This window comes from Gemmatimonas groenlandica (assembly GCF_013004105.1).
GTDB classification, from domain to species: domain Bacteria; phylum Gemmatimonadota; class Gemmatimonadetes; order Gemmatimonadales; family Gemmatimonadaceae; genus Gemmatimonas; species Gemmatimonas groenlandica.
The window spans coordinates 4,500,737-4,527,451 of record NZ_CP053085.1 but is presented as its reverse complement, the minus strand read 5'-3'; the positions used below and the strand labels follow the sequence as shown (position 1 = coordinate 4,527,451).

General features: G+C 65.2%; 24 protein-coding genes. 13 read left to right on the top strand and 11 right to left on the bottom strand.

The genetic code is table 11. The annotated features are described in order from the left end of the window. The first annotated feature begins 28 nt into the window (after window positions 1-28). From HKW67_RS19435 to HKW67_RS19425, 3 genes are read left to right on the top strand one after another with little or no spacing between them, the layout of a single operon-like run. Window positions 29-439: a hypothetical protein gene (locus HKW67_RS19435; protein ID WP_206044504.1), complete on the top strand. Its 411-nt coding sequence runs from the start codon at window positions 29-31 to the stop codon at window positions 437-439. 2 nt (window positions 440-441) lie between these two features. Next, window positions 442-984 carry a hypothetical protein gene (locus HKW67_RS19430; RefSeq protein ID WP_171226964.1) on the top strand — a complete coding sequence of 181 codons (543 nt, stop codon included), beginning with the start codon at window positions 442-444 and terminating at the stop codon, window positions 982-984. Continuing rightward, window positions 981-1,970, top strand: coding sequence for a hypothetical protein (locus HKW67_RS19425; RefSeq protein WP_171226963.1), 990 nt, complete (start codon window positions 981-983; stop codon window positions 1,968-1,970). Before HKW67_RS19430 ends, HKW67_RS19425 begins: the two co-directional genes overlap by 4 nt. A 21-nt stretch (window positions 1,971-1,991) precedes the next feature. On the opposite strand, the gene HKW67_RS19420 is transcribed toward HKW67_RS19425, so the two are convergent. The 3 genes from HKW67_RS19420 to HKW67_RS19410 all read right to left on the bottom strand — a co-directional run bounded on the left by HKW67_RS19420 (window position 1,992) and on the right by HKW67_RS19410 (window position 3,701). After that, complete coding sequence (locus HKW67_RS19420; RefSeq protein WP_171226962.1) at window positions 1,992-2,750, bottom strand: hypothetical protein; 759 nt, start codon at window positions 2,748-2,750, stop codon at window positions 1,992-1,994. A 201-nt stretch (window positions 2,751-2,951) separates the two neighbouring features. Then, window positions 2,952-3,035 (bottom strand): PEP-CTERM sorting domain-containing protein, encoded by an 84-nt coding sequence (locus HKW67_RS22860; protein WP_425486261.1) that lies wholly within the window; start codon window positions 3,033-3,035, stop codon window positions 2,952-2,954. A 402-nt stretch (window positions 3,036-3,437) separates the two neighbouring features. Next, window positions 3,438-3,701 carry a GlsB/YeaQ/YmgE family stress response membrane protein gene (locus HKW67_RS19410; RefSeq protein ID WP_171226960.1) on the bottom strand — a complete coding sequence of 88 codons (264 nt, stop codon included), beginning with the start codon at window positions 3,699-3,701 and terminating at the stop codon, window positions 3,438-3,440. Between the two features lie 378 nt (window positions 3,702-4,079). Here HKW67_RS19410 and HKW67_RS19405 point away from each other — a divergent pair, with 378 nt between their 5' ends. From HKW67_RS19405 to HKW67_RS19395, 3 genes are read left to right on the top strand one after another with little or no spacing between them, the layout of a single operon-like run. Next, on the top strand, window positions 4,080-6,956 hold the full coding sequence (locus HKW67_RS19405) for a hybrid sensor histidine kinase/response regulator (RefSeq protein WP_171226959.1): 2,877 nt from the start codon (window positions 4,080-4,082) through the stop codon (window positions 6,954-6,956). Then, on the top strand, window positions 6,953-8,200 hold the full coding sequence (locus HKW67_RS19400) for a hybrid sensor histidine kinase/response regulator (protein WP_171226958.1): 1,248 nt from the start codon (window positions 6,953-6,955) through the stop codon (window positions 8,198-8,200). Before HKW67_RS19405 ends, HKW67_RS19400 begins: the two co-directional genes overlap by 4 nt. Before the next feature lie 6 nt (window positions 8,201-8,206). Continuing rightward, window positions 8,207-8,878, top strand: a complete 672-nt coding sequence (locus HKW67_RS19395) for a response regulator (protein ID WP_171226957.1) — start codon at window positions 8,207-8,209, stop codon at window positions 8,876-8,878. Here the strand turns inward: HKW67_RS19395 and HKW67_RS19390 are convergent. Further along, entirely contained in the window at window positions 8,841-9,719 is an 879-nt protein-coding gene (locus HKW67_RS19390; RefSeq protein WP_171226956.1) for a c-type cytochrome, read from the bottom strand. The genes HKW67_RS19395 and HKW67_RS19390 overlap by 38 nt on opposite strands. A gap of 235 nt (window positions 9,720-9,954) precedes the next feature. Between HKW67_RS19390 and HKW67_RS19385 the strand changes: the two genes are divergently transcribed. Beyond that, the gene (locus HKW67_RS19385) at window positions 9,955-10,878 is read left to right on the top strand and encodes a DUF5602 domain-containing protein (RefSeq protein ID WP_171226955.1); all 924 of its coding nucleotides are present in this window, start codon (window positions 9,955-9,957) and stop codon (window positions 10,876-10,878) included. A 28-nt stretch (window positions 10,879-10,906) separates the two neighbouring features. Further along, window positions 10,907-12,928, top strand: coding sequence for an RCC1 domain-containing protein (locus HKW67_RS19380; protein ID WP_171226954.1), 2,022 nt, complete (start codon window positions 10,907-10,909; stop codon window positions 12,926-12,928). A gap of 207 nt (window positions 12,929-13,135) precedes the next feature. Here HKW67_RS19380 and HKW67_RS19375 read toward each other — a convergent pair whose 3' ends face one another. Continuing rightward, complete coding sequence (locus HKW67_RS19375; protein WP_171226953.1) at window positions 13,136-13,984, bottom strand: NmrA family NAD(P)-binding protein; 849 nt, start codon at window positions 13,982-13,984, stop codon at window positions 13,136-13,138. A gap of 113 nt (window positions 13,985-14,097) precedes the next feature. Between HKW67_RS19375 and HKW67_RS19370 the strand changes: the two genes are divergently transcribed. Next, window positions 14,098-15,084 (top strand): AraC family transcriptional regulator, encoded by a 987-nt coding sequence (locus HKW67_RS19370; protein ID WP_171226952.1) that lies wholly within the window; start codon window positions 14,098-14,100, stop codon window positions 15,082-15,084. A 48-nt stretch (window positions 15,085-15,132) separates the two neighbouring features. Here the strand turns inward: HKW67_RS19370 and HKW67_RS19365 are convergent, their stop codons facing one another. Next, on the bottom strand, window positions 15,133-16,116 hold the full coding sequence (locus tag HKW67_RS19365) for a threonine ammonia-lyase (protein ID WP_206044503.1): 984 nt from the start codon (window positions 16,114-16,116) through the stop codon (window positions 15,133-15,135). Next, window positions 16,113-17,105, bottom strand: a complete 993-nt coding sequence (locus HKW67_RS19360) for an ornithine cyclodeaminase family protein (protein WP_171226951.1) — start codon at window positions 17,103-17,105, stop codon at window positions 16,113-16,115. Before HKW67_RS19360 ends, HKW67_RS19365 begins: the two co-directional genes overlap by 4 nt. A gap of 211 nt (window positions 17,106-17,316) precedes the next feature. Between HKW67_RS19360 and HKW67_RS19355 the strand changes: the two genes are divergently transcribed. Beyond that, window positions 17,317-17,883, top strand: coding sequence for a DUF7010 family protein (locus HKW67_RS19355; protein ID WP_171226950.1), 567 nt, complete (start codon window positions 17,317-17,319; stop codon window positions 17,881-17,883). 14 nt (window positions 17,884-17,897) lie between these two features. Continuing rightward, window positions 17,898-18,050 (top strand): hypothetical protein, encoded by a 153-nt coding sequence (locus HKW67_RS19350; protein ID WP_171226949.1) that lies wholly within the window; start codon window positions 17,898-17,900, stop codon window positions 18,048-18,050. A gap of 26 nt (window positions 18,051-18,076) precedes the next feature. Here the strand turns inward: HKW67_RS19350 and HKW67_RS19345 are convergent, their stop codons facing one another. Beyond that, the gene (locus HKW67_RS19345; protein ID WP_171226948.1) at window positions 18,077-18,670 is read right to left on the bottom strand and encodes a cupin domain-containing protein; all 594 of its coding nucleotides are present in this window, start codon (window positions 18,668-18,670) and stop codon (window positions 18,077-18,079) included. A gap of 131 nt (window positions 18,671-18,801) precedes the next feature. On the opposite strand from HKW67_RS19345, the gene HKW67_RS19340 reads away from it, so the two are divergent. Both HKW67_RS19340 and HKW67_RS19335 read left to right on the top strand, forming a co-directional pair. Then, window positions 18,802-19,338 (top strand): ECF-type sigma factor, encoded by a 537-nt coding sequence (locus tag HKW67_RS19340; RefSeq protein ID WP_171226947.1) that lies wholly within the window; start codon window positions 18,802-18,804, stop codon window positions 19,336-19,338. Next, window positions 19,335-20,549 (top strand): serine/threonine-protein kinase, encoded by a 1,215-nt coding sequence (locus HKW67_RS19335; RefSeq protein ID WP_171226946.1) that lies wholly within the window; start codon window positions 19,335-19,337, stop codon window positions 20,547-20,549. The genes HKW67_RS19340 and HKW67_RS19335 overlap by 4 nt, the downstream gene beginning before the upstream one ends. Here HKW67_RS19335 and HKW67_RS19330 read toward each other — a convergent pair. From HKW67_RS19330 to HKW67_RS19320, 3 genes are all read right to left on the bottom strand, one after another. Further along, a complete protein-coding gene (locus HKW67_RS19330; protein WP_171226945.1) occupies window positions 20,491-23,163 on the bottom strand; it encodes a protein kinase domain-containing protein in 2,673 nt (890 codons plus the stop codon). The genes HKW67_RS19335 and HKW67_RS19330 overlap by 59 nt on opposite strands. A gap of 195 nt (window positions 23,164-23,358) precedes the next feature. Beyond that, entirely contained in the window at window positions 23,359-23,889 is a 531-nt protein-coding gene (locus HKW67_RS19325; RefSeq protein WP_171226944.1) for a hypothetical protein, read from the bottom strand. A gap of 111 nt (window positions 23,890-24,000) precedes the next feature. Then, complete coding sequence (locus tag HKW67_RS19320) at window positions 24,001-26,625, bottom strand: serine/threonine-protein kinase (RefSeq protein ID WP_171226943.1); 2,625 nt, start codon at window positions 26,623-26,625, stop codon at window positions 24,001-24,003. Between the last annotated feature and the right edge of the window lie 90 nt (window positions 26,626-26,715).

Here is a 26,715-nt window from a genome sequence, read left to right as displayed (position 1 = left end):
TCTCACCAACCCTCCGATGAGCACGCCTATGTTGATTGACGCTCCGACCTCCACCGAGTCGATCCGATACGAAACGCTGGGCTACCTCGACGCCTACGATGCCGTCCTAAATGGCGACTATGCCTTCGTGGCGTACCGGGAAGTCGACTCGTACGGATGGCGCGTGCGCATCCGCTCGTCGCAGACGGCGGGCGCCGTGTTCGAGCCCGATGCCATGCGCGTGCAGGCCCGAGCCGCCGGTGCCCAAGGGAAGCCGTACTTCGTCTGGGGCTACACCTTTGAACCCACCGCCGACGACGCCCGGCAGATCGAATTTCGCGTCCATGTGGTGAACGGTGCGCCGTCAGCGATCGAAATATTTGTGCGACTTCGCACGATCGATGGCACGCCGGATACGCCCAAGTCCGTCACGTTCGCGTGGCCCACGGTGCAGGAGTAGCGGTGCTACGCGACCCGCTGATCGTGTGCGGCGTCGGCATGGCCATGCTCCTGATGGCCTCGTGCAAGCCGGCGGCGGATGACGAGCGGCTTCGCACCGTCAACGAGACGCTGCGCGAGTTGCAGCTGCCGCCCGCGCGCGCGCGGGCGATGACGAGCGACGGCGGATGGCGCGTGGTGGTCGACAGTTCATCATCCACGCGACTGCTGCTCATCCATCAAGTGGCTGCGCTGGTGCTTCCCGACGGCACCATTACGCTGACGGAGCCCGTGACCGCCTTCCGCTTTACGGACAATCGCTGGCGTCAGTCCGCCAGCGTACTCGGTAGCGAAGTACTGCCAGCCGCCGTCGAAGCGCTCCTTGCGCCGGAGTTCAAGGAGCGCGATCACACGTATGTGTATCTCGCCCACTGCATTTCACTCGACACGCGTGATGTCGCCGGCGCGCAGCTCGCCGCGCAGATTCGCGCGTCGGTGTCAGACATGACCCAGCGCGTTGCACGCTACCGACGACTCGGGTTCATCGGCGCGGACGCCGAGCCATGACGGACACGTCGCTCAATCACATCGATGTCGCGTTCCGGCTGGCCGTGGCTTCACTACCGGCGGCGTTGCGCAGTCTGCTCGATGTTGAACTCGCCGCCGGGAACCGTATCATCGACGTCGGACACACGCATCCAGCGCCACCGGTCGGGGCGTTCGTCATGCTGGAGCAGCCCGTCTCCACGCAACCGCGCCACAGCACCGCGGACATTCGATTCTACGATCGAAACAACTCGTCGTATCGTGGTGAGTTCGCCGATCCGTCGCGATTTTTCTTTGTGCTCGAGGCGCCCGGTCCGCGACCGGAGCCGCCCGACATGGACGCCATTCGCGAGGCCGCCAACCCGTCGTCGCCGCCCGAGAGAGAGCGGTCGTCAGGCGGCAGCGATGCCTGGCAGCGATTCGCGCGCAGTCGCCAGCTCGACTACGAGCGGTGGCGTGAAGGTATTGGCTACGATCTCGAGGCGCTGGCCCAGATGTCGGCGGCGGAACAGGCCACGACGATCGAGTCGCTCATCCCACCGTCCGACTGGCGGGATGTCGAAGCACTCGTCGCCGTCGGGAGCGCGCGCGCCATCGACGCGTTGCAGCGAGCGGCAGAGCACGGGGCCATCGCGGTGCGACTCGCCATTGCCGATCGAGCGCCGGAACTGGTTGATGATGCACTTCACACGGAGATGCTGCGTGACGCACTCACGTCCGCAGAGATTATGAGCGGGCTGTCGGAAGCGCTGGACCAGATCGAGGAGTTCCATCCACCGGTCGTCGTCGACGCACTCTTCGCGGGGCTGATCGAGCGCGACGGTGCCGTTGCCTATCACTGTGCAGCGACACTGGCGGTGATCTACGGCAAGATCGACTCGCGCTTCGACTGGTCCATGCGCCCACTCTTCCTGCGATTCAACACCGAGCGGCAGACCGAGCGCCTTGAGGCACGGCGGGAATTGCGACGGCAGCTCGGCGTCTCACCGGACGAGCGCGAGACCTGACGCGCGCACGATCTATTCGCCCTAGTCCTTCGGGCCATCGAGCGCGCGATCAAAGGCCGCGATGGTCGACGGAAAGTCGACGCCGGTCGAGGCAAGCTTGGCGGCGATGGTCCGGAACATCGCGCCCCACGACTTTCGCATGCCCTTGCGACGGTCCTTCGTGATGTAGCGGTACTCCGATTCGACGTATGCCGCGATCCGCTGCATGGCGGACCGTGCCGGTTCCGCAATGCGCTGCTGCTCCTCCGCGGTAAATGCGTCCATGGCCACGACAGCGAGCGCGTGATCGGCGGCGCCGCTAGACGCCGTACCGTTCGTCAGGTGCGCCGCCAGAGTGGCGATGAAGTCTGGCGCCTGTCGGAGCCGCACCATCGCCGCAGAACGAACGCCGGCGCGGTTGAACTCACCGGTGAGTCGCGCGAGTTCATCGAAATCACGCGTGGGATCGAGCGTCGGAATGCGCGCAAGATCGCTCGTGCTCGCGACGGATCCCGCCTGGAGCATGGAGCCGAGACCGACCGCACGCTGCCCGCCGGCGAAGAGCAGCTGGTAGCCGAGCAGGCCAGCGCAGAGCGTGAGCGTGAGCCCGGCGACGGCACCCCACCCCTGACTGATCACGCCGAGAGGGACGACGGAGGCCACGCGTGGGTTGAGCCCGACGATGAGGAGTCCGATAGTCAGCAGCGAGAAGAAATGGATTGGCACCTGCCCAACCAAACGATCTACGGCCGTGCTTTCCCGTGGCATCTCGAATCGTAGGCCAAACGATACCACGCCCATGGCCACGGCTCCGAGTACAGTCAGCTCTGCAGCTCCCGCAGCAGCGCCTGCACTGGAATGGCGTAGATAATTGCCGCGATGGCAACGCAGAGGTTGCCGAGGAACTGCTGACTGGACGATGGCGTCATCGGTATTGAACGGAGTGCGGACAGTCGATCGAATCGTGGGATCACGTGCTCCACGCGCGGCGGTCAGGAAGCCTTACTCCTGCCGACGTAACCGTCGCGACATGAACATGCCGTCGATCCCTAGCCCAACGAGAACGACCGACGCCGGTTCCGGCACAGTGGTCGACGCCAGCTGGATGTTGTCGGTAGTGAATCGCCGTTCGCCTCGCTTGACGACACAGAGAGAGCATATACCGGCCAATCTTCCGAAAGTCACTGAAAGGACTTCTGCGTAGCGCGTTCATTTACATCATGTTGTATCGTTCGAGCACAGCGCCTTCCGAACTTGCGGTACGGCGCGCGGGTCCTTACGCCGAGCGGCAGCGTCGCCTCGGGGCTGGCCGTGTTGGCACCCGACGCCATCACTTCACAAGCGAGCTCCGTGTCGATCGCGGACACGCGCTCGATCAGGAGCGATTCGACGCCATTGTCGCGTGGATCGTGGATCGCGTGAAATTCATTTCTACACAACCCTGAAGCGCCCATCGTCTGCACAAGACGACGGGCGCTCTTTACAACGCTACGAGCGGCCTCGTGGACCCGGCCTGAGCGCTCTGATGATGAGCAACAACACCACGGCTCCAACAAACGCGACGGTGATGGTCGCGATGATGCCACTGAACGGCAGCGAGACCCCGAGTGTGGCAAAGAGCCAGCCACCTAACACGGCACCGACGATACCAACGATGATGTCACCGATCAATCCGTACCCGATGCCGCCTACCACCGCGCTGGCCAACAAGCCGGCAACGAGTCCAACGACGATCCACGTAACAATGTCCATGAAGCGCTCCGTGAGCCTGAGTCAAAAGTCGATACCGCAGTCAAGCGCACCCTGAGCAACCGCGCGCCCATCTCGGAAACTGGCATGAAAGCGGTGGCCTGTCGGTCGGACAAGTCCAACGATCCGACTCTCTGCCGCGGCGTCCAACAGTACGAAGCGGGTTCCGTGCACGAATCGCGCCGTCACCAAGCGCAACTAAGACCAGCAGCGGCACCTACGGAGTCGGCGATTCCTCCGCGCCCAGAGGCCGCGAAGGGCCGCTGGGTCATTCGACCCGGGCCGCCGGGCGCCCCGACGTGCACATTCTGCACAGTCTGCCGATTCCCATTCTCCGGCTCGTCCCAGTCCCGGTCCTTACCCGGTCCTTACCCGGCTCTCATGTCGTCCGCTGCCGTGCCCCAGTCGCCAAACCCGATCCTGCCCGATCCGGACACCCTCGCCCCGGATCAGCTGCGTGACGCGCTCCGCGACGCGCATCGCCTGCTCGCCGAGCGGCAGCGCCACCTCGACCTGATCGAGCAGCTCGCCGGCATCGGCAGCTGGGAGATCGACCTCGACCGCGACGCGATCCGGTGGTCACGTGAGCTCAAGCGCATGCACGGCTTCGACGATGCCAGCGCGCCCACGCGTCACTCGACCTTCATGACCTCGGTGCTGCACCCGGACGACGTGGGCATCGTGAACGAGGGTATGGCCGCGCTGACCGCCGACCATCCGGTCACGGTGGAGTTTCGCGGACTCCGCACCGATGGCGAAGCACGGCTGTTTCACGCCCGCGGACTCCTCGTGCCCAATACCGATGGCCGCCTCACGCGAGTGCTCGGCACCTCGCTCGACATCACCGAACGCCGGCAAACCGTCGAGGCGCTCCGCGGCAGTGAAGAGAGCTATCGCACGATCTTTCAGCACGCATCAGACGCGATGTGGGTGCACGATCTCGAGACGGGGGACTTTTTGGCCGTCAATCAGGCCGCCGTCGACATGTACGGCTTCTCGGCCGAGGAACAGATGCAGCGCGGCGTGTCCGGCATGAGCGCCGGCATCGCGCCGTATCGCGTAGAAGACGCCGTGAAGTACATCCAAGGTGCCGCGGCCGGCGTCCCACAGCGATTCGAGTGGTTGGGCAAGCACAAGGACGGCCGCCTCATCTGGGGCGAAGTCCGGCTCCGCCGTGTCACACTGAGTGGCGTCGATCGCATCCTTGCCACAGCGCGCGACATCAACGATCGCGTGGCGGCCGAGATCGCACTGCGCCAAGCGAATGAAGCGCTCGAGCAGCGGGTGACGGAGCGCACGGCGCAGCTCGAGCAAGCGGTGGCCGAGCAGGCGGCGGCGCGCGAGGCACTGGCCGAGAGCGAGGAACACTTCCGACGGCTGATCGAGAACTCGCAGGACTATATCATGCTCGTCGACACGAATGCGGCGATCACGTCGGTGAGTTCATCGGTCGAGCGCATGCTTGGCTATACACCCGCCGAGATGCATGGCTGGCGCCCCGTCGACCTGCTGCATCCTGACGATATTCCGCACGTGATTGACGTGTTCAACACCCTCATGCAGTCCCCCGGAACGACGGTGAAGTTGCGCTACCGGAGTCGTCACAAGAATGGCGGATGGCGACTGCTGGAGAGCGTGGGCCGCACGATCTCCCCCGTTAGTGCGGCGGAGGGCGTTGTGGCAAACTGCCGCGACATCACCGATTTCGTGGAAGCCGAGCAGGCGCTGCGCGAACGCGACGAGCGATTCCGTCAGATCATCGAGGGGGCTGCCGATCTGGTATTCATCTGCGACGCGACGGGCGCCATCACGTACGCTGCCCCGTCGTCGATGCAGGTGCTGGGATTCACACCCGACGAAATGTTGGGCGCGCGCCCGGCCGATCTGTTGCATCCGGACGATGTCGAGCACACCATGGCCGATCTTCAGTGGCTGGCTGAACATCCGGGCACGGTCATCACGACGACGTTCCGTATCCGGCGCAAGGACGGTGCCTACGTCGTCATGGAAAACGTGGGGCGCACGCTGTCACCGCACTCGGTTACCGAGGGCGTGATCGCCTTTGGTCGCGATATCACCGGACGTCGCGCCGCCGAGGAAGCGCTGGCACGTGCCAAGGAGGAGGCCGAGCGCGCCAACCGAGCCAAGAGCGAGTTTCTGAGTCGCATGAGCCATGAGCTGCGCACGCCGATGAACAGCATTCTCGGCTTCGCGCAGCTGCTCGCGCGCGGCGAAGTGACTGCGCAGCAGGGCAAGTCGGTGCAGCACATCCTCAAGGCCGGACGTCATCTGCTGCACCTGATCAACGAGGTGCTTGAGATTGCGCGTATCGAAGCCGGTCGCGAGCAGTTTTCGCTGGAGCCGGTGGCGCTGTCGTCCGCGCTCGAGGAAACGCTCGGACTGGTACGCCCCCTCGCGCAGCAGCATGGCGTCACCTTGCATGGTGGCCCCTGGCCCGGAGACGGATTCGTGTACGCCGACCGCCAACGGCTGGTGCAGGTGTTGCTCAACCTGCTGAGCAACGCCATCAAGTACAATCAGCCTGGCGGCACCGTGCACCTGCACGCTGCGCTCAGCGCAGATGGAACCTGCGCCATTCGCGTCGTTGACACGGGGCGCGGCGTACCGACGAATCGGCTCGAGGAGCTCTTCACACCATTCGCGCGTCTCGGTGCCGAACAGAGCGATGTGGAAGGCACTGGACTAGGTCTCGCGTTGTCACGGCGCCTGTGCGAGGCGATGGGTGGTGAACTTTCGCTGGAAAGCACGTCCGAACAGGGTAGCGTGTTCCGCGTCGTCCTTGACGCGGTCGACAGTCCACTGCGCGTGTACGAGAGCGGCGCGAGCATTCCGGCCGTGGCGGCGGCATACCGCGAGGCCACGCTGCTCTACATCGAAGACAATCTGGCCAACCTGAGCCTCGTCGAAACGATTCTCATGGCGCGTCCGGGGTGGCGTGTGTTGCCGGCGCTGCAAGGACTGCTCGGCGTCGAGCTGGCGCGCGAACATCGTCCCGATGTCATCCTGCTCGACTTGCACTTGCCCGATATGTCGGGTGACGAGGTGCTGCGCCGTCTTCGCAACGATGCACGCACATCCGATGTGCCGATCGTAGTGGTCAGCGCCGATGCCACACCGTCGTCGGTGGAACGCTTGCGTGTACTCGGCGCCAACGCCTACGTCACCAAGCCGCTCGATGTCGACGAGTTCCTGCGGGTGGTGGATCGATTCGTACCCGTGCGCCGTGGGGCCTCATGAGTACCACACTTCCCCCTGCCCCGATCGATGCGCGCCGCGCGCGACTGCGCGAGTGTACGCTGCTCCTGGTCGATGACGAACCGAGCAATCTCGACTTGCTCGAGGGGGTGCTCGAGGCAGAAGGGTACACCAAACTCGTGCGCACCACGGATCCTCGCGACGTGCTGTCGTTGGCGGCAACGCATGAGCCGGATCTGATTCTGCTCGACTTGCACATGCCGCATCGGAACGGCCTCGAGGTGCTTGGCGACCTGGCCGCGCATACCGTGGCGGGCGAGTACCGCCCCGTGCTGGTGCTGACGGCCGACGCCACCGTGAGCGCACGCGATCGCGCATTGTCATTGGGCGCACGCGATTTCGTCACGAAGCCCTTCGATGTCACCGAGGTCGTGTTGCGCGTCGAGAATCTGCTCGATACGCGCGTGTTGCATCTCGAGGAGCGATCGGCGCGGCGGCGTGCTGAGGCTGCCGAAGCGCAGGCGCTCGAAGCGTTGGCCGAGGCTCAGCTCGCGACCAGTGAGCGTGAACGCTTGCTAGCGGTGGTGTCACACGATCTGCGCAACCCGCTCGGCGCGATCGCGATGTACGCCGAAGTCCTCTCCAACCTACAGCCCGACATCGATCCGAGCGGAAGCGAGTCCGAGCAACGCGTTCGCGCCTACGCCCGCACGGCACTCGGCACGATTCACACCAGCGCGGCGGCGATGCAGCGACTGGTGCAGGATCTACTCGAGGCGTCCACGCTCAAGGGTGGCGCGTTTCGCATGATGCGCGCGCCCGTGCCCGCACGCACGCCGGCCGACGACGCCATTCGCATGCTGGTGCCCCGTGCCGAGGCCGCTGGCGTGCGCCTCGAACTGGATGCCGACTATGAGGTTGTAGCGATCGATGGGCCGCGCTTGACGCAACTGCTGGGCAACCTCATCGCGAACGCGATCGCCGTGACACCGCGCGACGGCGTGGTGCGGGTGAAACTCACGGTGGCCGACAACGGTACTACGCTCCATGGATCGGTGTCCGATACCGGGCCCGGTATTCCGTTCGACGTAATGCCACACCTCTTCACGGCCTTCTGGCGTGGAGATCGCCGTGATCGCAACGGCGTGGGACTCGGGCTATGGATCGCCCGCGCTATCGCCGAAGGACACGGCGGTGATCTCACGGCAGTCTCCATTCCCGGCTCGGGTGCGATATTCTCGTTCACGCTGCCGCTCGCGGATCGCGAACGGCGTCCCGAAGACTGAGCTCACATGACGACACCAGCGCGCATCCTGGTCGTGGAGGACACGTCGGCCTACGCCGAAGCGCTCCAGCAGACGCTCGAGCTCGAAGGGCACACCGTGCTGTTGGCGGGTCGTGCGATCGAAGCGCTCGCCCGCGCGCGCGCCGAGCCGCCGGATCTCGTGCTCCTCGACCTCGGATTACCCGATAAAGACGGCTATCACGTGCTCAAAGAGTTGCGTGCGCGTGGCCTCGACTGCCCGGTGCTCATCTTGTCGGCGCGCACGCTGGAGGCCGACAAGGTCGAGGGCTTCCGACTGGGAGCCGACGACTACGTGACGAAGCCCTTCGGCGCGATGGAACTTCTGGCGCGCATTTCGGCCTTGCTGCGTCGGACACGTCGCGCTGCGCCGGCACCGGCCGCAGCGGTACCGGCCGGCGTGGTCCGCGTACTCGAAGATCGCGAGCTGAAGGAGCGCCACGGGTTGACGGACCGGCAAATAGCCGTGGCGAGGTTGATGGCCGAGGGCTGCACGAATGCCGAACTCGCCGCGCGGCTCAGCCTCAGCTTTTTTACGGCGCGCAACCACGCCGAGCAGGTGATGCTGAAGCTCGGCGTGGCCAATCGCGCGGCGGTGGGGCAGATGCTGCTGGATACGAACATCACCGACGACCGTACTCGCGCGGCGAAACCGTCTTGAGGTAGGCGTAGATCGCCGCGATCTCCGTGTCGTCGAGCGAGCGCGTGAACTTCCACGGCATCCCATCGTTGACCCGACTTCCGTCGGGGCGAACGCCGCTGCGTAGCAGCCTGGTCAGGTCAACCAGCGTGTAGTGACCGATGCCGGTGGGCGTGATGTTCGCCGCCGCCGGAAACTCGGGAGGCGTGCCGGGCACTTTGCCGCCGGACAGCCCGGTTCCGTGACAGCCGGTGCACGTGCTTGCCAGGTACTTGCCGTAGGCCGGCGTGGGTTCCGCGACAAGCTGCGCCGCATGCGGTCTGTCGTGGTCGATGAGCGACGCGGGGTAGGCGTCAACCACTCCAGCGATGTCGAGCGCCTTGATGAGCGGCCCGAGCGTCGTCGTCGGCACCGGCGTCGTGGATGATGGCAGATGGCGGGCGTACGCCACGATGGCAGCGAGATCCGCGTCGGTGATCTGCGTGAACTCATGCGACGGCATGATGCGCAGCGGTCGTCCATCGGCGCGCACGCCGTGGCGAACGCCGCGCTCCCACTCCTGATCAGTGAGCGCGCGCGGTAACCGGCCATTGGTGAGGTTGGGTGGCGCGAGACGCCCGATGGCCGACCCTTCCACCATCACGCGTCCCGTCAGTCCGTCGCCGTGGCAATCGGCGCAGAATCGGACCTGCGCCAGACGTGCACCACGATCAATAGTGGCCTGGTCGTTCGGAACCGTGAGCGTATGCTCCGGCACATCGTAGTGCGTACGGGCACGGATTTCGGCGACGCCGAATACGGTGAGCAGCGTACCGCCGACTACGGCGCCGGCACCGGAGAGAATGGCGAATCGAAGGGACACAAACACCTCGCGGAATTGATCATCGGATGTGCAGCAGTGGTTGCCCATGATGTGCGCGTGGCGGTGTACGCACGCGGGTACAACGACCCGAGACGAATGACCCATGTCGAATGACCCGGTGCGCCTGACCCATGTGCGAAGTGCGCGATGCGACGAAGCTGTCTCCACGTCACGCGATACACCGTAGCGAAGCGTGAAATCACTTTCGTCTTCATCACCTGCACTGGAGTTTCTCATGCGTTCATTCTCATTCTCCGCAGCGCCCGCCATTGTGGCGCTCCTCACGTGCGCCGCCGTCGGCGCATGCTCCGACGAGCAGTCGGCGTCGCCGGCCGGACCGACCGACGTAGTGACGTTGCCGACCGGCGAGTCGCGTCAGTATGGCGTGTCCGTGACCCTCGGCAATGGCACGGCGCGCACGTACATCTTGTTCGACAAGCGGCAGCAGGGGCGCGCCATCGAACTCGGCGTGGCGCTCTCGCCCGCCGCGCTGGAAGGACTGCCCGCACCGATGAACATGCCGCCAGGTGGCGGCGACGGGCACGAACATGTGGACTCGCACGAATACATCCTGCCGATGCCGCAGCAGAACGGCACACCGTTCAAGTTCCTCGAGCTCGACTGGAATCCGCAGGGGCACGAGATCCCTGGCATCTATACGATTCCGCATTTCGACTTCCACTTCTACACGATCACGCAGGCCGAGCGTGATCTGATTCTGCCGACCGACGCGCAGTTCCAGCAGAAGGCAGACAACCTGCCGCCGGCCGCGATGGTGCCGCAGTTCTACTCGACGCTGACACCACCGAATGTGCCCACGCCGGCGGTGCCAAAGATGGGTGTGCATTGGATCGACGTGCGTTCGCCGGAGATCCAGGCGTTGCTTGGCCATCCCGAACTCGCGAAGCCCTTCACGACGACGTTCATCTACGGCTCGTGGAACGGACGCTTCACCTTCGTCGAGCCGATGATCACGCGCGATTTCATTCTCGGCCGTCGCACCGCCGCGACCGCGGCGCAACGTGACAGCGTGATCCCGCTCCCGATGGGCGCGCAGGCGTCGCCGGCCGGCATGTACCCCGCGGCGTATCGCATCGCGTGGGACGCGGCAGCCAACGAGTACCGCATTGCCCTGACGCAACTCACGCAGAAGAACTGACCATTCCAATTCACTGAGGCATCCTCCCATGCGATTCACCCCTCGGCACGTCGCCTACGCGATCAGTATGATCGTGTTCGCCGCCTGCAGCGATAGCGCGACCTCGCCCGCACCGCGTCCAACGCCTCCGCCACCTCCACCGCCTCCACCGCCAGTCGCTTCGATCGCGTCGCTTTCGCTGACTCCGGACTCAGCCAACGTCTTTACCGGACGGACACGCGAGCTCGTGGTCGTAGCGCGAGACTCGGTGGGCAATGTGCTGAACGGACGTGTCATTTCATGGACCACGGCAGCTCCGGAGATCGCGGGCGTGAATGCGGTCGGTGTCGCGACCGGCGTGGCGCCTGGGCGCGCGGTCATCACGGCGTCGGCCGAGGGGAAGAGTGCGCAGGCCGCGGTGATCGTGCAGCCGGTGCCGGCCGCCACCGTGGTGATCACACCCGACAGCACGCATGTACTGCTTGGTGCCACGGTGACGCTCACGGCACAGGTGAAGGATGATCTGGGTGCCACGCTGTCTGATCGGGTGGTACGGTGGAGCTCGACCGCGCCGGCCATCGTGAGCATCGATTCCGTGACGGGTGTGGCGAAGGGGTTGCAGGGTGGCTCGGCGCTCGTAACGGCGACGAGTGAGGGGAAGAGCCGCAGCGCGCGCGTCGTGGTGAATGTGCCGGTGGCCTTTGTGTCGGTGAACACCGCGCTTGATACGCTTGAGGCCTGGGATGCGCTTCCGCTGGTGGCGGTGTTGCGCGATGCGAATCAGCAGCTGCTCACCGGCCGGGTGGTACGGTGGAGCGTTTCCAACCCGGCGGTGGCGCGGGTGGATAGTGTGACCGGCGTCCTCACGGGTCTCGATCGTGGCACCGTGACGGTGACCGCGACCAGCGAAGGCAAGAACGGTTCGGCGTCACGCGTCATCGTGATCAAGTATCGCTCGCTGGTGGCAGGCACGCAGCACTCGTGCGATATCGCCAGCGGCGGCATCGTGTGGTGCTGGGGGCAGAATGGCAACGAAGGGCGCATCGGCGCGGCACAGCTGGGCGCTGATGTGATCTCCTCGTCGCCGGTGCGTGTACCGAACACGGGACCTGACGGAATTCGTGTGCGCAAGCTGGCGAGCTTCGGTCGGCACACCTGTGCGCTCGACGTGAACAGCAAGGCGTGGTGCTGGGGCGGCAACGGCTGGGGTGCACTTGGCGTGAGCACGATCGCGCAGAGTGCAACGCCGGTAGCGGTGGCGGGTGGTCTGGCGTTCACCGACATTGCCGTGGGCTCCGAACACAGCTGCGCGCTCACCGGCGCCGGTGCGATGTACTGCTGGGGGCACAACGATTGGCGGCAGTTCGCCATGAACGCACCAGCCATGAGTGAAGCGCCGGTGGCCGTCGCGCCGACGATGCAATTCGCGTCGCTCACGGTGGGCGCCACGTTCACCTGCGGCATCACGACGGGGGCCCAAGCCTACTGCTGGGGCTACAATGGCTGGGGCAACCTCGGCGACGCCAAGTCGATCTCGTACGGCAACACGTTCAGCGCGGTACCGTCGCTCGTGGCCGGCGGTCGCAGCTGGGCGCAGGTCGGCGCCGGACAGATTCACAGCTGCGGACTCACGACCGCTGGCCAGGGCTTCTGCTGGGGCAACAATGGCGGGAAGCTCGGCAACGGCGGCACGGCGGAGTCGTCGAATCCAAGCCCGCTGTCAGGCGTGCCGGCGCTCAAGTCGCTTGCCATCGGTGCGAATCACAGCTGTGCGCTGTCGACGGTTTCCGAGGTGTGGTGCTGGGGGATGAATGGCAATGGACAAGTTGGGCAAGCAGCGTCAGTCGCGGTGATTCGCCCGGCGCGCGTTGCAGGCCTCACCGCCGCCGAAGTGGCGGCGTCGGGTATCGCCACCGGCTTCGGCTCGCACACCTGTGCCGTGACGGCCGATCGACTCACGGTAAAGTGCTGGGGGCGCAATGACACGGGACAGTTGGGCAATGGTGCGACGGCTGCCGGAACCGACGCGACGGCGACACCGGTGACGGTCATTGGGCAGAAGCCACTGTGATTGATTGAGCGACACCTTGTCGAGTGTGATTCACAGAGCGAACGCGTGTATGGCGCGTTCGCTCTGTGGATTTGCGTCAGATCGTCGCTGGCGCTCTCGTTACGCGCCGGTCGCCGGCGATCGAGCAGGAACGGCGGACCTGGAACGCGATGCCGTCAACGAGACTGGCGTGCTTCAACAGCGCTCGGCCCGTATGCGAATCCGTGCTTACGACAACGCCTTCGGTAGCGCGAACTCCGCCTTGTAGTCCCGAGCGTACTGCGCGAAGCCACGTGGCGCTTGGCCTGTAATAGTCCGGACACTATCAGTCGTGCGCTCCGAGTAGCCCAGACGGAAGTACTCGAGAATCACCAACAGGAACTCCGCGTAGTCGGCGGGTACGCCAGCACCGAGCAGGCCAGCGCGCATCGCGTCCGTCGTGACTTCCTCGTATCGGATCGAACGGTTCGTCTCGCGTGAAAGAATCGCCGCGACCTCGTCGTGGTCGAGCGCCTCGGAGCCCGTGAGGTCGAACGCCTGATTGTCGAAGCCTCGCCCCTGTAGCAGCACCGAGGCCACAGCAGCAATGTCACGGGCGTCTATGAAACTCCCCTTCGCTTGGGCGACCGGTAGCAAAATCGCATTCGCCTGCTGAATGCCGCCCATCCAGAAGGTGTGAAAGTTCTGCATGAACCAGTTCGGGCGGATCACGTTCCACGCGAGCCCCGATTGCTCGAGCATCAGCTCGGCCTTGCGCATGGCGCCATTGGGATCGCCGTCAGCTCCCATCGCCGTCATCAGGACGACTTTTTTGAGACCGTGCTTCTTCGCGCCGTCGATGACCGGACCGAGCAGTGCATCTTGATTCGTGTAGCCTGGCGGAGCGAGCAGGAATGCGGCGTCGGCGCCCGTGAGCGCTGCGTCGAGCCCAGCACCGGTCGTGAGATCGAGGTGCACCTGCCCGTCGCCGGCGGTGCGGCTGGTGGCGCGACGGACGTTGTGGCCGGCGGCGGCCAGCAGGCGGGACAGTTCGCTACCGACATTGCCGGCAGCGCCAAGGACGAGGATTGTGGACATGGAGGGCATCTGGGTTAGAGTGTGATGCGAATGCTATTTGTCAAAACGGGACTAAACATGGCGATTAGTCCGTATTTATTGTCTTTGAGTCCCACGAAGCGGATATTTAAGCGATGGACATTCTCTCCGAACTCTTCCGGGACTCCGGACTCCGACGGCGCTTGGTGAACAGGCGTGGGCTGGTTCCCGGCCGCACGCTGGCCTTTCCTTGTGATCGCAGCCTCGGCTTCCACGTTGTACTCGAAGGAGTCGTCTACCTCCATGCGCCTTCACTTCCCACGCCGATACGACTCGCGGCGGGGGACATCGCCGTCATGGGTCGGGGCTGCACGCACTGGCTCTCAACCAGTGCGCACATGAGCGGAATGCCCGTCGATAACGTCGACGTGGACGTCACTCCGGCACGAGTCGCCGCAAACGATGGCAGCACGCCAACGTTGGTGAGCGGTGCCTATCAGCTCTGGAACACGCCGGTGCATCCCTTCTTCAGCGAGTTGCCGGAGTGGTTTGTGTTGCGCACCGACGAGTCGCCGCGCTTTGAGCCACTGAGTCTCGCCGTCGCGATGCTGACGAACGAGTCCACGCACGGGGCGGGCGCCAGCGAGTTGCTCGGACGCGGTACCGTGGTGCACGGGCTGCTCGATGTGCTCTTCACCTATCTCCTGCGGACGATCGTGGCCCGAGATGATGCCGTGGGCGCCGGCTGGATGCATGCGGTTGGCGATACTGCCGTCCGCAAGGCCGTACAAGCGATACACGCGGAGAGCGCGCGCGACTGGACGCTCGACATGCTCGCCAGTGAAGTGGGCGTATCGCGCAGCGTCCTGGCGTTGCGATTCCGCGCCAGCATGCGTGACACTCCGCTCTCGTATTTGCGCACGGTGCGCATGCAGCGCGCGATGCGTCTGCTGACCGAGAGCGACGCCACGCTCGAGCGCGTCGCTACCGATGTCGGCTACCGCGATGCATTCAGCTTCTCGAAGGCGTTCAAGAAGCTGGTCGGTGTGTCGCCGGGTGAGTTCCGGAAACGCGATGCCGCCGAGCGGCATCTAGCGTGGCGGTTCCGCGCCGAGGAAGCGGTCGGGCAATCGACGCGCTGACGGGCCGCCAGACACGAGTATATGGTGCGTTCGCGCTGTGCGTTCGCATCACATCGTCGCGTCGCTCGTGAGAATTCCGCTCAACGTGTGGCGATCGATGTTTCCACCAGACAAGACACACACCACCTTACCCGTGCCGGCCATCCCAGCGAGCGCCGCCGCCACCGAGGACGCGCCGGCGCCCTCCGACACCACGCGATTGCGTTCCACGAGCAAGCGCACGGCCGCCGCGACGTCGTGGAGCGATACGACGCACGATCCATCCAGCAGCGCCTTCGCGCGCGGCCACATGTCGTCGAGCACGCGACTACTGCCTATGCCATCGACAAAGCTCGGCGTGTAGGTGATCGTCGTCGGTTCGCCCGCCTGCAATGCGGCCGCAAGCGCCGCCGAGGTCTCCACCTCGCTCGCCAGCGTCTTCGCCCCGGGACGGAGCGCGCGCAGGGCGGTCGCGATACCGCAGGCCAGCCCGCCTCCGCCATACGGAACGACCACCGCGTCCACGTCGGGGAGATCCTCAAGAATCTCCAGCCCGATCGTGCCGTTCCCCGCCATCACGCGTGGATCGCTCACCGGATGGATGAACAGCCCGTCCATGCCTTCGTACCGGTGCGACGTCATCACCTGCCACCATTCGGCGAACGGCACGCGAATGACGTCTCCGCCGAGCCGGCGAATGGCATCGAGCTTGGTCTGCGGCGCGTGATCCGGCACCACGGCGGTACATGGTACACCACGTTCGCGGGCCATCCACGCCACGCCCTGCGCCATGTTCCCGGCGCTGCAGGTATACACGCCGCGCGCGAGCTCGGCCTCCGTGGCCATCGCGATCGCGTTCGCGGCGCCGCGAATCTTGAATGCGCCGATCGGCTGCAAGTTCTCCAACTTGAGCCAGATCTCTTGCGGCGCGCCGTCGTAGTCGAGCGGCACATGCAGTCGCACCAGTGGTGTGCGAACCGCCGCGCCGCGCACGCGATCGCGCGCCGCCTCGATATGGGCCAGCGTGAGATCGGCGAACATCGGCTCGCTCACCGCCTGCCGCCCAGATGCACCGTCACGCCGCGCCCAGTCGCTCTCGCCTGCGCGTACACATGCTGCGCCGCCGCGATGTCTTCGATGGCCAATCCGAGGGACTTGAACAGCGTGATCTCGGCAGCGTCGCGTCGTCCTGGCAGCACGCCACGCAGCACGTCGCCGAGTTCACCCACGATGTGCGCCTCGGTGATGGCACCCTCGCGAAGGGGGAAGAGATAGTCGCCCGCCTCGTTGATGGTCGACTCCTTCCGATCGACGAACAGTCGAGACGCGACGACCGCTGCCGTATCGAGCTCGCGCGCAAAGGCGACGCTCGACCCCACGGCGTTGACGTGCGCACCGGGCGCGATCCACGCGCCTTCGAGAATCGGCGCACGGGATGCCGTGGTGGTGCAAATGATGTCCGCCTCGTGGACCGCATCGCGCACCGACGGCATCGCCTCGACCTTCACCCCAAAGCGTTGCGCCGCCCACGTGGCGAAGGCGTCGACATGCGCACGCGTGCGGCTCCACACGCGTACCCGTCGTAAGGGGCGTGCGACCAGCATCGCCTCGAGATGCGTGCGCGCCTGCGTACCGGCGCCCAGGATGGCGAGATCGCCGGCGTCGTCACGGGCGAGAGCCTGCGTGGCGACGCCGCTCACGGCGGCGGTGCGAATGGCGGTGATCTCGGACGCATCCGCAATCGCGATCAGTTGCCCATGCTGCGTTTCGTGAAGTAGCACGGCACCGATATGCGACTCCAGCCCGGCCGCATGATTCCCGGAGAACACGCTCACCGCCTTCAGTCCCATCACGCCGAGCCCGGGCAGCCATCCGGGCATGACGCCGAGGACGCCTGTCTGCTCCGGACCGCGCATGACCGATCGGAGCGGCTGCACGGCGTCACCAACGGCGAGCGCCTCCAACGTGTCGCGCATGACGTGCATGCACGCGTCCATCGGCAGGCACTCGCGAACGTCCTGCTGGCTGAGGATGAGGGTCATGTCTCAAGCTACGCCGGCATAGATATCGGAAACAGGGGATGGGCGTTCGCGCCGAGGGCCAGAGGCGATCGTGCAGGAACTCGGCTTCCTGCCACACTGAAACCAAAGTCGTCGTGCGCCAGTACGCTGCACATGAGGCACACATCGTGGCGCGCTGCGCCTCCCGTCAGTGCCCACCCGTCATGTTCTTCATTCCATCGCGCCTACAATTATGGCCAACGATTCCCAATCCCTGCGCGATTTGCGCGCCGACTTCTTGCGCACGAGTACCCCATCCATGCCAGTGGCTGGCCTGATTGCGTGGAGTGGCCTCGGGCTGGTGGCCCTGACCGTGTCGGCGCGGATCAGCGGTACTCTCGCGCTGTACATCATGGCGATGATCTTGCCGCTGGCCTTCTTGTTGGAGCGGCTCCGCGGTCGTGCGCTCTTTGCCGGCGGCACGAGCAATCCCCTGGTGCAGCTGTTCCTCGCCTCCATTGCGGGCATCGGCGTGACCGTTCCGCTGGTGATCCTCGGTGCCCGCGCGGCGCATGAGCCCGCCCTCGTCGTCCTTGGGATGGCGATTCTCACGGGCGTGATTTGGATCCCATACGGCTGGGCCGCGGACGATGCCGTGGGACTACGCCACGCGCTCGCGCGCGCGGTCGGGTGCTATGCTGCGTTCGCGCTTGCACCGGCGCCGTACCGCATCACCGCCATCTGTGGCGTCGTGGCGCTCGCGTATCTGTACTCGATTGCGCGCATGAAGCGCCCACCCAACGTCGCCCTAACGACCTGACGAGCACCGCGCGTATGTCAGTCCTGACATATGTCACGCTCGGCGCGCGACGTCGCGCGCGAGGGGCGGCGGTGTCACTGGCGGCGCGAATACATCGGTCGTGGCCGCTACCGCTGACCACCACCGATGCCTTTCAACGGCACCCGGTGGTGGCCCACGGGCTGTAGCGTTCTCCTCGTCGATGCCTGTCGGGTCAGCAGCCCGGATTGGTCGCCAGAATCAAGGCAGAAGGCCCGGTCACGCCAAGGTAGGTCACCGTGAGGACGGTGGGCGCATCCCCGGGATTGTACGCGGCGTGCACGTGTCCCTGGCCCCGATCAACGAACGAGGGTTTCGGTTGGCTCGGGTCAGCGGCGGAGTAGGTTCTGGCCTCGCAGGTCTCGCCGTCTACGAACACCAGTGTTCCGGAGGTCACGGTGACCATCGCCGGTCCGGGATGCGTGTGCCATGGGATGGAACTGTTGGGCTTGATCGTAACGCGGGCGAGCACCATGTCCGAGGGGTCCGTCACGTGCGCGACCTCGGTAGCACGGCCGTCCTTGATCCGGAATTGCACGTTCAATTCGTCCTCGAAACGGCCGCGACTGAGCACCTCTGACGCGAAGTCGCGAGGGGGCAACACTACGGGCGCGGCACTGCTCCCCATGCGGGACGAAGCGCGTGCGAGTGCCACAGACGGGGCATCAGCCGCTCGGACGGCCGTCGGCGCGTCGTCGCGGCAGGCAGTCATCGTGATCGCGCCGACGCTCACGAGGGCGGCAGCGGTGGCGAGAAAGGAATAACGCATACGGTTCTCCAAAAGTGGTTCGTCGATACCATCCACCAGCGAATGCAGGTGGTCACTCAGGAGAAGCCGAAAAGCTGTCCATACGGGATCATCGATCTTGCCGGAACTCTGCGCGGGGCCAATCTTGCGGAGTGGATTCGCCTATTCCGACGCCGAGCGCGCACGAGGCCCTGCCGGATCTCTTCACCGCCACCTACGAGGCGCTACGTCGAGTAGCGCACCGGCATCTGCGGCAGGAGACCACCGGGCACACGCTGAACACCACCGGACTGGTGCACGAGGCGTATCTCGAATTAGCCGCACTCGAGCATATTCGATGGCCCTCGCGGGCCTACGTGCTATCGGCAGCCTCACAGGCCATGCGTCGAATTCTGATCGACTACGCCGTCGCCCGTCGGGCGCAAAAACGCGGCAGCGGTGTGGTCGCCGTACCGCTCGATGACGCCGTTGCCCTCGCGGTATCGCGGAGCGACGACCTGCTGGCGTTGGATGAAGCGCTCGAGCGACTGGGGGCGCGCAACGCCCGTACGGCCCGCGTGGTCGAGTGCCGATTTTATGGAGGCATGAGCGTCGACGAAACGGCGGAGGCGCTCGAGCTGTCTACGGCCACGGTGAAGCGCGAATGGGCAGTAGCGCGTGCGTTTCTGAATCGCGAGCTCTTGCCGTGATCGAAAAATTGCCGACTGGTGAATGGCAGCGCGTCGAAGCGGTGCTCGGCGGCGCGCTCGAGCGCACCGGGTCGGCTCGTCGTGCATTCGTTGACCAGGCGTGTACGGGTGACGAAGCACTGCGACGCGAAGTGACGTCGCTGCTTGCCGCCCACGATCGGACCGGAGCCGTTGATGCGCTGGCAGCCGACATCGCGCCGCTCGCGGCTGGCCTACGCATCGGCGGTACCAGCCCGGGCGACGGCGAGCATGATCAGGAAGCCAGTACGCTGGTTGGTCGCACCATCACGCCATACCGGATTGTCTCGCATTTAGGTCACGGTGGAATGGGCGTGGTGTACGAGGCCTTCGACGCGCGACTCCAGCGACCGGTTGCGCTCAAGTTCCTCTCACCGCATCTCACCAACGATCGTCACGCACAACGTCGCTTCGAAACGGAGGCGCGGGCGGCAGCGGCGCTGGATCATCCGAACATCTGCACCGTATCCGAGATCGGCACCACAGACGGTGGCGAGCGCTTTCTCGTGATGCCGCTCTATATCGGTGAAACGCTGCACGAACGGATCGCGCGCGGACCTCTGGCCATTCCCGATGCCGTCGAGATCGCAGTGCAGATCGCTCGCGGACTTGCGAAAGCGCACGACGCGGGGATCGTCCATCGCGATATCAAGCCTTCAAATCTGTTCATCACCCAGGATGGCGTGGTGAAGATTTTAGATTTCGGCATCGCGAAGCTGTTGGATCAGGCGATCGTGCTGAGTGGAGGGGGATTGCTCGGGACGCCGGCCTACATGAGTCCGGAGCAGGTGCGCGGCGAACGCATCGATGCCGGCACCGACGTGTGGGCCGTCGGCGTGGTGCTGTACGAAATGCTCACCGGCGCACGTCCCTTTCACGCGCGCGGCGCCGCGCTCCTCGCACGGATCACGCACGCTGAGCCGACTCCATTACCCAACTTTCGCACCGACCTTCCAGACGCACTCGTTACGCTGATCCAACGCGCGCTGTCGAAGAAGCGGGCAGACCGACCATCGTCCATGCGCGAGATCGAAGGCGAATTGCTGGCGCTGGGCGTACTCGCTGAGGGCACGGTCGAGGTCGAGCACACGGGCGCGAACGTGGGATTGGCGACGGGCGCGCGCGTGGTAGCCGCTATCGTTTCAGCTTTGCGCGCAATTCTTCGAAAAAGTTCTGCACGACCACGAGCGTAGGCGTTCCTGCCATGTCTTCCCACTTGTTGTCGCGCACCATGAGAAAGCGTCGATCATCAGGCGAGATGGCAAACGTACCGCGAAGGGGAGATCCCGAGCGGATGTCGACCGGAATCGTGAACAAGGCGCGCGGTGGCGCCGCCGAAAATGTGGGCCCCGGCTGGATGCTCACGACGTGCATCTTACCGTTGGCCGTGTAGAACAACTCGCGTCCGCTGTGCGACCACAGTGGAGCACTGCCGTCGCCGCTCGAGACTTGCGACTTGCCGCCGTTCACATTCGGATACGGACGGACGAACACTTCGTTAGGGCCCTGCTCATTCGACACATAGGCGAGCCAACGCCCATCCGGCGACAGCACCGCGCCTGTCGCCTTGAATCCCTGTGCCACCAACGTGCGCGCGATGCTGTCCAACGCGGGTCTCGTCGCGCGTGTGGGCTCGCCGGTGCCGTCAGCGGCCCGCTCCCATGTTGTAAAGGGGTTCACCTTCGACGCCGAACCAGTCGCCACGGGCCGATCGGAAAGAAACGTGATCGTTCGTCCATCGGGCGACCACGCGGGCATTCGCTCCGCGCCGGTATCCTGCGTGAGTCGTGACACCGGCCCGTTCGGGAGCTGCTTGATCCAGATATCCGTGCCAAGATCCGTCAGCATGGTGAGCGCGAGGCGTTGGCCGTCGGGTGACAAGGCAAGACCCCAATCCGTTTCCTCCTCCCCGGTGTACCTGCCGCCCGTGTTCACCTGCCACGTGGAATCCACCGGTTCGACGTTTCCGGTGCGATCCACCCACACCACTCTCGCATTTGGTACCGGACCTGGTGCGAATTCCGAGCGACCGAGCAGATAATACGCCGTCCCGTCGTTTGAAATGACGAACCCGGGCGCTTGAATCCCATCGAGCACCGCCACCGCTTTCCCTGTCGGCTTGAGCGCTGAGTTGTCCCACGACACGGCCATGAGCGTGCCGCCGCTGGTGAGATACAGCACGTGTCCCGTCGGTATGTACCACGCACCGATGGCGTCTTCGAAGAGTGCGCGAACCGTATCGCGGCGCGCGTCGTACACGTACACGCCACTCGGCCGACAGCTCACCGGACCAACACACAGCGTGAGATGGGCCGTGAACAACACGCCGCGCGAGTCGGGCAGCGGGCTCGGTAACCACGGAAAGCGCCCGCCGAGCGCCTCGGGTCTGACGATCACCTTCGACGCCCCGTCGCCCGCACCGAGGCGGCGCAGCGTACGCATCCGCGAGTCATAGTACACGATCGATCCGTCTTCCAGCCACGCGCCGCGATTGTACGTCGAATCGACGGAGTCCTCGAGCTTGAGCGGTGCGCCACCGGCGATTGGAATGCGCCGCAGCTGGCCGTTCGCCACGAATCCGATCGATGCTCCATCGGGTGAAAAAAACGGGCCCGTCCCGCCCTCGGTACCGGTCAGCGGACGCGCGACGACTTCGTCGCGACGCTTGATGTACAGTTGCCCCGGTCCCGTGAGCGGACGGCGAAACACCAACGACGCGCCATCAGGGGAGAGCGCCGCCTCGACGCCGAACGTGATGCCATCAAGAGTGCCGGGAACGCCGAGCGACGTGGTGTAACGCGCAACCGACGCTGTTCGATTGGGGCGCGCCCAGCTCCACGCCGCCAACGCCATGGACATCAGCGCTACGGCGATCAAGGCGGGCACCAGGGCGCGACGTGAAGCGGGTGCCGGTGAGCCGAGAGTCGCCGCAGTCGCGACGGGCCAGGTGAACGCCGGATTGCGCAGCGCGTCGGCAAACGCTTTGGCGCTGTCAAACCGATCAGCCGGAATTTTCTCCAATGCCTTGGCAATCGCGGCCGACACGTGCGGCGGCACCGCCTTACGTAACTCTTTGACCGGTCGCGCCACGTCCGAGACGATCTTCACAATGATCGCCTGCGCTGATGGGCCGGTGTGTGGCGGTTCGCCGGTAAGCAGTTCGAACAGCACCGAGCCGAGCGAGTAGATGTCGGATCGGTTGTTGATGTGCGTGTCCGCCGTCGCCTGCTCTGGCGACATGTAGTGCGGCGTACCCATCGACAGACCCGTCTCCGTCATCCGGCCGCCGGCGGCAGCGCTTACCGCCAGCGCAATACCGAAGTCCGCGACAAACGCGCGAGCGTTGCGCAGCAGAATGTTTTCCGGCTTGATATCGCGGTGAATGACCCCTTGCTCGTGCGCATACTGGAGCGCGTCCAGTACCTCGGTGGCGATGTTCAGTGCCTCGTCGATACCGAGCTGCTGTTCCCGCTCGAGCTTCTGCCTGAGCGTTTCGCCTTCGATGTACGGCATGACGTAGTACAACAGTCCCGTACCGCCGCCGTATGCCGCGACCGTGCTGCCACTGTCGAAGAGCGGCAGAATGTGCGGGTGCTGGAGTCGCGCGGTGGTCTTGATCTCTTGCAGGAACCGCTCGGCGCCGATCACGACGCCGAGTTCCGGCCGCAGCACCTTCAACGCCACCTTACGATCGTGCTTCAGATCCTCGGCGAGATACACCGTCGCCATGCCGCCCTCACCGAGTCGACGCTCGATGCGGTAGCGGTTGACGAGTGCAGCAGAGAGGTGCTCGGAAATATCAGTCATGCGATTCGTCATGGTGCATGAAGCGCGTCACTGCCTCTCTCGCCGGGCCAGCTCGATGATTGAGAAGAACTTCAGGGCGGATCGGCACCTCAATCCACCCCTTCAACCTACACCGCGGGAACAGAGGCCGTCCAGACACATCGCTGCCCGAGCGGACTAGCGCGGGCCACTCGGTCATCCTTGTCGCGCTGAACGTCAGCGTTGCTGTTGGCCGCGAACGAATCCCACTTCCCACAGCAACAATGCCCCGCTAGCGTCTCGAAAGCGATGCCATGTGACGCCGGTGCGTAATCCGATGGCGTTCCCGCGGAGCAGCAGAGCGGCAACGCCCGCGTTCAAGCCCGAGGTGCCTCCGCCGCCCCCGGCACCAAAGGCGCCGAGAAGGCTGAGGCCACCAGAGGGTAGCAGCAGCACTCGTGGAGAGAGTGCCAGCGGTAGTGCGACACCGGCGCGAGCACCAAACGTGACGACCCCATTGCCGAGCAAGCGCGGTACCGTGCCGAGCGAGAGATCGGCACCAACGCGGTTCACGCGGAACTGCGTGAAGTGAACCCCGAGTGTGAGAAGCTCCGCCGCCATCTCGCCGTCGTACGCTGGCACACCAACCGAGGCGCCGAGCAGCCAATCAATGCGCTTCGCCTCGACGGAGTCCTGAGCGAACAACTTGACTGGCGAGACGAGGAGCGATGTAATCAGCAGTGCAATGCACAGGACACTCACACGCATGACCTAACCTCCGATGGCATTGGCCTACACGACGAACTGAGAAACGCGCCCGGACTCATCCGGTGGAGAGAACGGAGTGAACGATCGTCATTGCACACCCGGCGCTGGTGCCTACGCGAGTCCGTCCGCAAGATACAGATCACTCAGTGCGCGATGCCACGTGTACGCGCGCGACTGACCGTCGGGCGTCACGCGAAAGCTGATCAACGCCATGACGCCTGCGCCGTCGGTCGGCATGATGTTGGCCCAGGCCGACTGTCGACCCGTTTCCGGGTCGAGCAGCCACACATCGCCCGGCTTCGCCGTCGCATCGTTCGTTCGCAAGATGAGCACACCGTCGTTCACCCAGCCGATCAGCGTCGCGCCGCCTGCGGTGCCGGGAATCAGCCGCGACGTGGATGCACTCGATGTGTTCGCCACGGAATACAGTGTGATCCCCTGCCCAACGCCGCGCACCGCGACGCTCGCCCCGTCGGGCGACACCGCCCACTCCGCGACGCCCTCCGGCGTAATGGGCACCGGCGTGCCTCCACCGACGTCCATGAGGTATAGACGCGGTGCTCGGCCCGATGTCGTCGCCGACACGACGACACCAACTCCATTCGGGAGCCAGTGCGCGCCGGTGAACAACAGCCCATTTCCGGGAATCCGACGCGTCTCGCCCGCACCGGTCGGCACCAGCTCGATATATGGCGCGGTTCCGCCCACGACGGTGGTGTACGCGGGGGTACAGAGCGCGAGGCGCCCGTCCGGCGAAAGCGCGAGCCCCTCACCCAATGCGAGGCGCACGGCAGGCGAGCCGTCGATTCGCCGAAGATACGCACCGCCATCTGGCCCGGCACCCTGTCCCGTCTCCGAGAACAGAATCACCTCCCCGTCGCGCGAGATGTCCGCGGCCCACGAGGCATCGAGCCACGACAGGTCGCGGTCCGCAACATCGCCGGGCCGCCGGGCCACCAACACGGCGCGATCATCCGTTTGAGCGAGCAGCACGCGGCCGTCCGGGAAAGCGTCCCACAGCGTAACGTTTCCCGGGAAGCGCGCGACGACCCGCGGTGCGCCACCGACAGTGACGGCACGCAGCGCACGGAATAACGGCCGGTCGTCGGACGCCGTGAACCAGATCTCGTCACCACGCCAAGCGAGGCCGTGAATGTTGAGATATTCGGGCGTCAGTGACGTCACCTTGCCCGCGCGGTCGGTGACGCACACCCGCCCCACGAGCGAACCGGGTGACTGATACTGCACGAAGGCGATGCGCTGCGCGTCCGCCGCAATGCGGACGAAGCCGAGGCCCGTTGCTTCGCCCGTGCGCGGCTGGACAAGGGATCTGCCGATCGGGAATTCGAGTCGGTCGCGCCCATCGACATTGCGAATGACCGCGAGCTCGGATCCATCCGGAGACCAGTCGGCGAACTTCACATCGGTGATCAATTCGCGCGGCGCCCCGCCCGCGAGTGGAACGCGCGCCAGCGTACCGTACGTGATGATTCCGTCGCGATGCGTGCCAAGTGCGACCGCCAGCTCGCCTGATCGCGAAACCGCCAGCACGTTTGCGTCGGGCAGGTCGAGGGCACGAGACTCGGGTCCATCGACGCGTGTCGTGTGTACGCGGCACGAATCGCCATCCCAGAGCGCGCCGAACAGGATTGTCTGTCCGTCAGGCGCGACGCGCGCGGAACGTACGACGCCGCGTCGAAACGTGAGTCGGCGAAACGACGAGGTCGCTGCCGATGGGCGCAGGTACATGCCACCGCCGACGACCGTCGTCGCGAGCAGCACGCCAGCCGCCCCGTAGCCGATGGCCGCGCGACGGGACACCGCGCCGCGCGATCGTTCACCGGCTGCTGGATTTGTGTCCGGTGTCGATGATACACGGGCGGTGTGGTCAGTCGACTCCGTGATATCGAGCGCGATCGCCAGGTCGTGCGCCGAGTGAAAGCGATCCTCAGGCGACTTCACCAGACAGCGCTGCACGATGCGCGAGAACGTGAACGGCACCGAGGTCGGCAACACCGGCGCCTCGTCGCTGACCGTGGCGTTCATCGTCGCGACCGATGTCGCGCGCCGAAACGGCGGTGTTCCGGTCAGCATCTCGTGCAACACGACGCCGAGCGCGAAGATGTCGGCGCGCGCGTCGATGTTCTCACCAAGCAATTGCTCCGGGGCCATGTAACCCACCGTGCCGACGATCATGCCCGTCACCGTGAGTGACTCGGCCGCCGCGATAGTCGCTGTATCGGTTCCGCTCACGCGTTTGGCGATGCCGAAGTCGAGAATCTTGAGACGACGGTCGCGCGTGAGGAACAGGTTCTCGGGCTTGAGGTCGCGATGCACGATGCCGCGCGTATGTGCCGCCTCGAGTCCTGCCACGATCTGCGCCGCCAGCTGTGCGACCGTACGCGCGGGCAGCGCCCCGTCGCGACGCAGCCGGTCACGTATCGTCTCCCCTTCCAGCAGTTCCGAAACGATGTACGGCATGTCACCCGCACGGCCCACGTCGTACACCACAAGCAGATTCGGATGGTCGAGTGCGCCCACCGTACGCGCCTCGGATTCGAATCGACGCGCGAGCACCGGGTCGCTCACCATCGCCGCGGGAAGCGTCTTGATGGCAACGTGCCGACCAAGGCGCGGGTCGAGCGCGCGGTACACGTGGCCCATTCCACCGCTGCCGATCAGGGCTTCGATCTGGTACGGGCCGAGGACGGTTCCGGGCGTAAGCGTGCTATCCATTGGACATATACGGCGACCCGAGTGGTGAGGATCGCTAAATTTACGTGTGGGTCTGGGGTACGCCACCGGCGCGCGACGACGGAAGCATCG

Bases quoted from the DNA above. Each gene is read 5' to 3' on its own strand.
- HKW67_RS19435 (WP_206044504.1), top strand. From the start codon at position 29: ATGTTGATTGACGCTCCGACCTCCACCGAGTCGATCCGATACGAAACG.
- HKW67_RS19425 (WP_171226963.1), top strand. From the start codon at position 981: ATGACGGACACGTCGCTCAATCACATCGATGTCGCGTTCCGGCTGGCC.
- HKW67_RS19420 (WP_171226962.1), bottom strand. From the start codon at position 2,750: ATGGGCGTGGTATCGTTTGGCCTACGATTCGAGATGCCACGGGAAAGC.
- HKW67_RS19410 (WP_171226960.1), bottom strand. From the start codon at position 3,701: ATGGACATTGTTACGTGGATCGTCGTTGGACTCGTTGCCGGCTTGTTG.
- HKW67_RS19405 (WP_171226959.1), top strand. From the start codon at position 4,080: ATGTCGTCCGCTGCCGTGCCCCAGTCGCCAAACCCGATCCTGCCCGAT.
- HKW67_RS19400 (WP_171226958.1), top strand. From the start codon at position 6,953: ATGAGTACCACACTTCCCCCTGCCCCGATCGATGCGCGCCGCGCGCGA.
- HKW67_RS19395 (WP_171226957.1), top strand. From the start codon at position 8,207: ATGACGACACCAGCGCGCATCCTGGTCGTGGAGGACACGTCGGCCTAC.
- HKW67_RS19385 (WP_171226955.1), top strand. From the start codon at position 9,955: ATGCGTTCATTCTCATTCTCCGCAGCGCCCGCCATTGTGGCGCTCCTC.
- HKW67_RS19380 (WP_171226954.1), top strand. From the start codon at position 10,907: ATGCGATTCACCCCTCGGCACGTCGCCTACGCGATCAGTATGATCGTG.
- HKW67_RS19375 (WP_171226953.1), bottom strand. From the start codon at position 13,984: ATGTCCACAATCCTCGTCCTTGGCGCTGCCGGCAATGTCGGTAGCGAA.
- HKW67_RS19370 (WP_171226952.1), top strand. From the start codon at position 14,098: ATGGACATTCTCTCCGAACTCTTCCGGGACTCCGGACTCCGACGGCGC.
- HKW67_RS19360 (WP_171226951.1), bottom strand. From the start codon at position 17,105: ATGACCCTCATCCTCAGCCAGCAGGACGTTCGCGAGTGCCTGCCGATG.
- HKW67_RS19355 (WP_171226950.1), top strand. From the start codon at position 17,317: ATGGCCAACGATTCCCAATCCCTGCGCGATTTGCGCGCCGACTTCTTG.
- HKW67_RS19350 (WP_171226949.1), top strand. From the start codon at position 17,898: ATGTCAGTCCTGACATATGTCACGCTCGGCGCGCGACGTCGCGCGCGA.
- HKW67_RS19345 (WP_171226948.1), bottom strand. From the start codon at position 18,670: ATGCGTTATTCCTTTCTCGCCACCGCTGCCGCCCTCGTGAGCGTCGGC.
- HKW67_RS19330 (WP_171226945.1), bottom strand. From the start codon at position 23,163: ATGACTGATATTTCCGAGCACCTCTCTGCTGCACTCGTCAACCGCTAC.
- HKW67_RS19325 (WP_171226944.1), bottom strand. From the start codon at position 23,889: ATGCGTGTGAGTGTCCTGTGCATTGCACTGCTGATTACATCGCTCCTC.
- HKW67_RS19320 (WP_171226943.1), bottom strand. From the start codon at position 26,625: ATGGATAGCACGCTTACGCCCGGAACCGTCCTCGGCCCGTACCAGATC.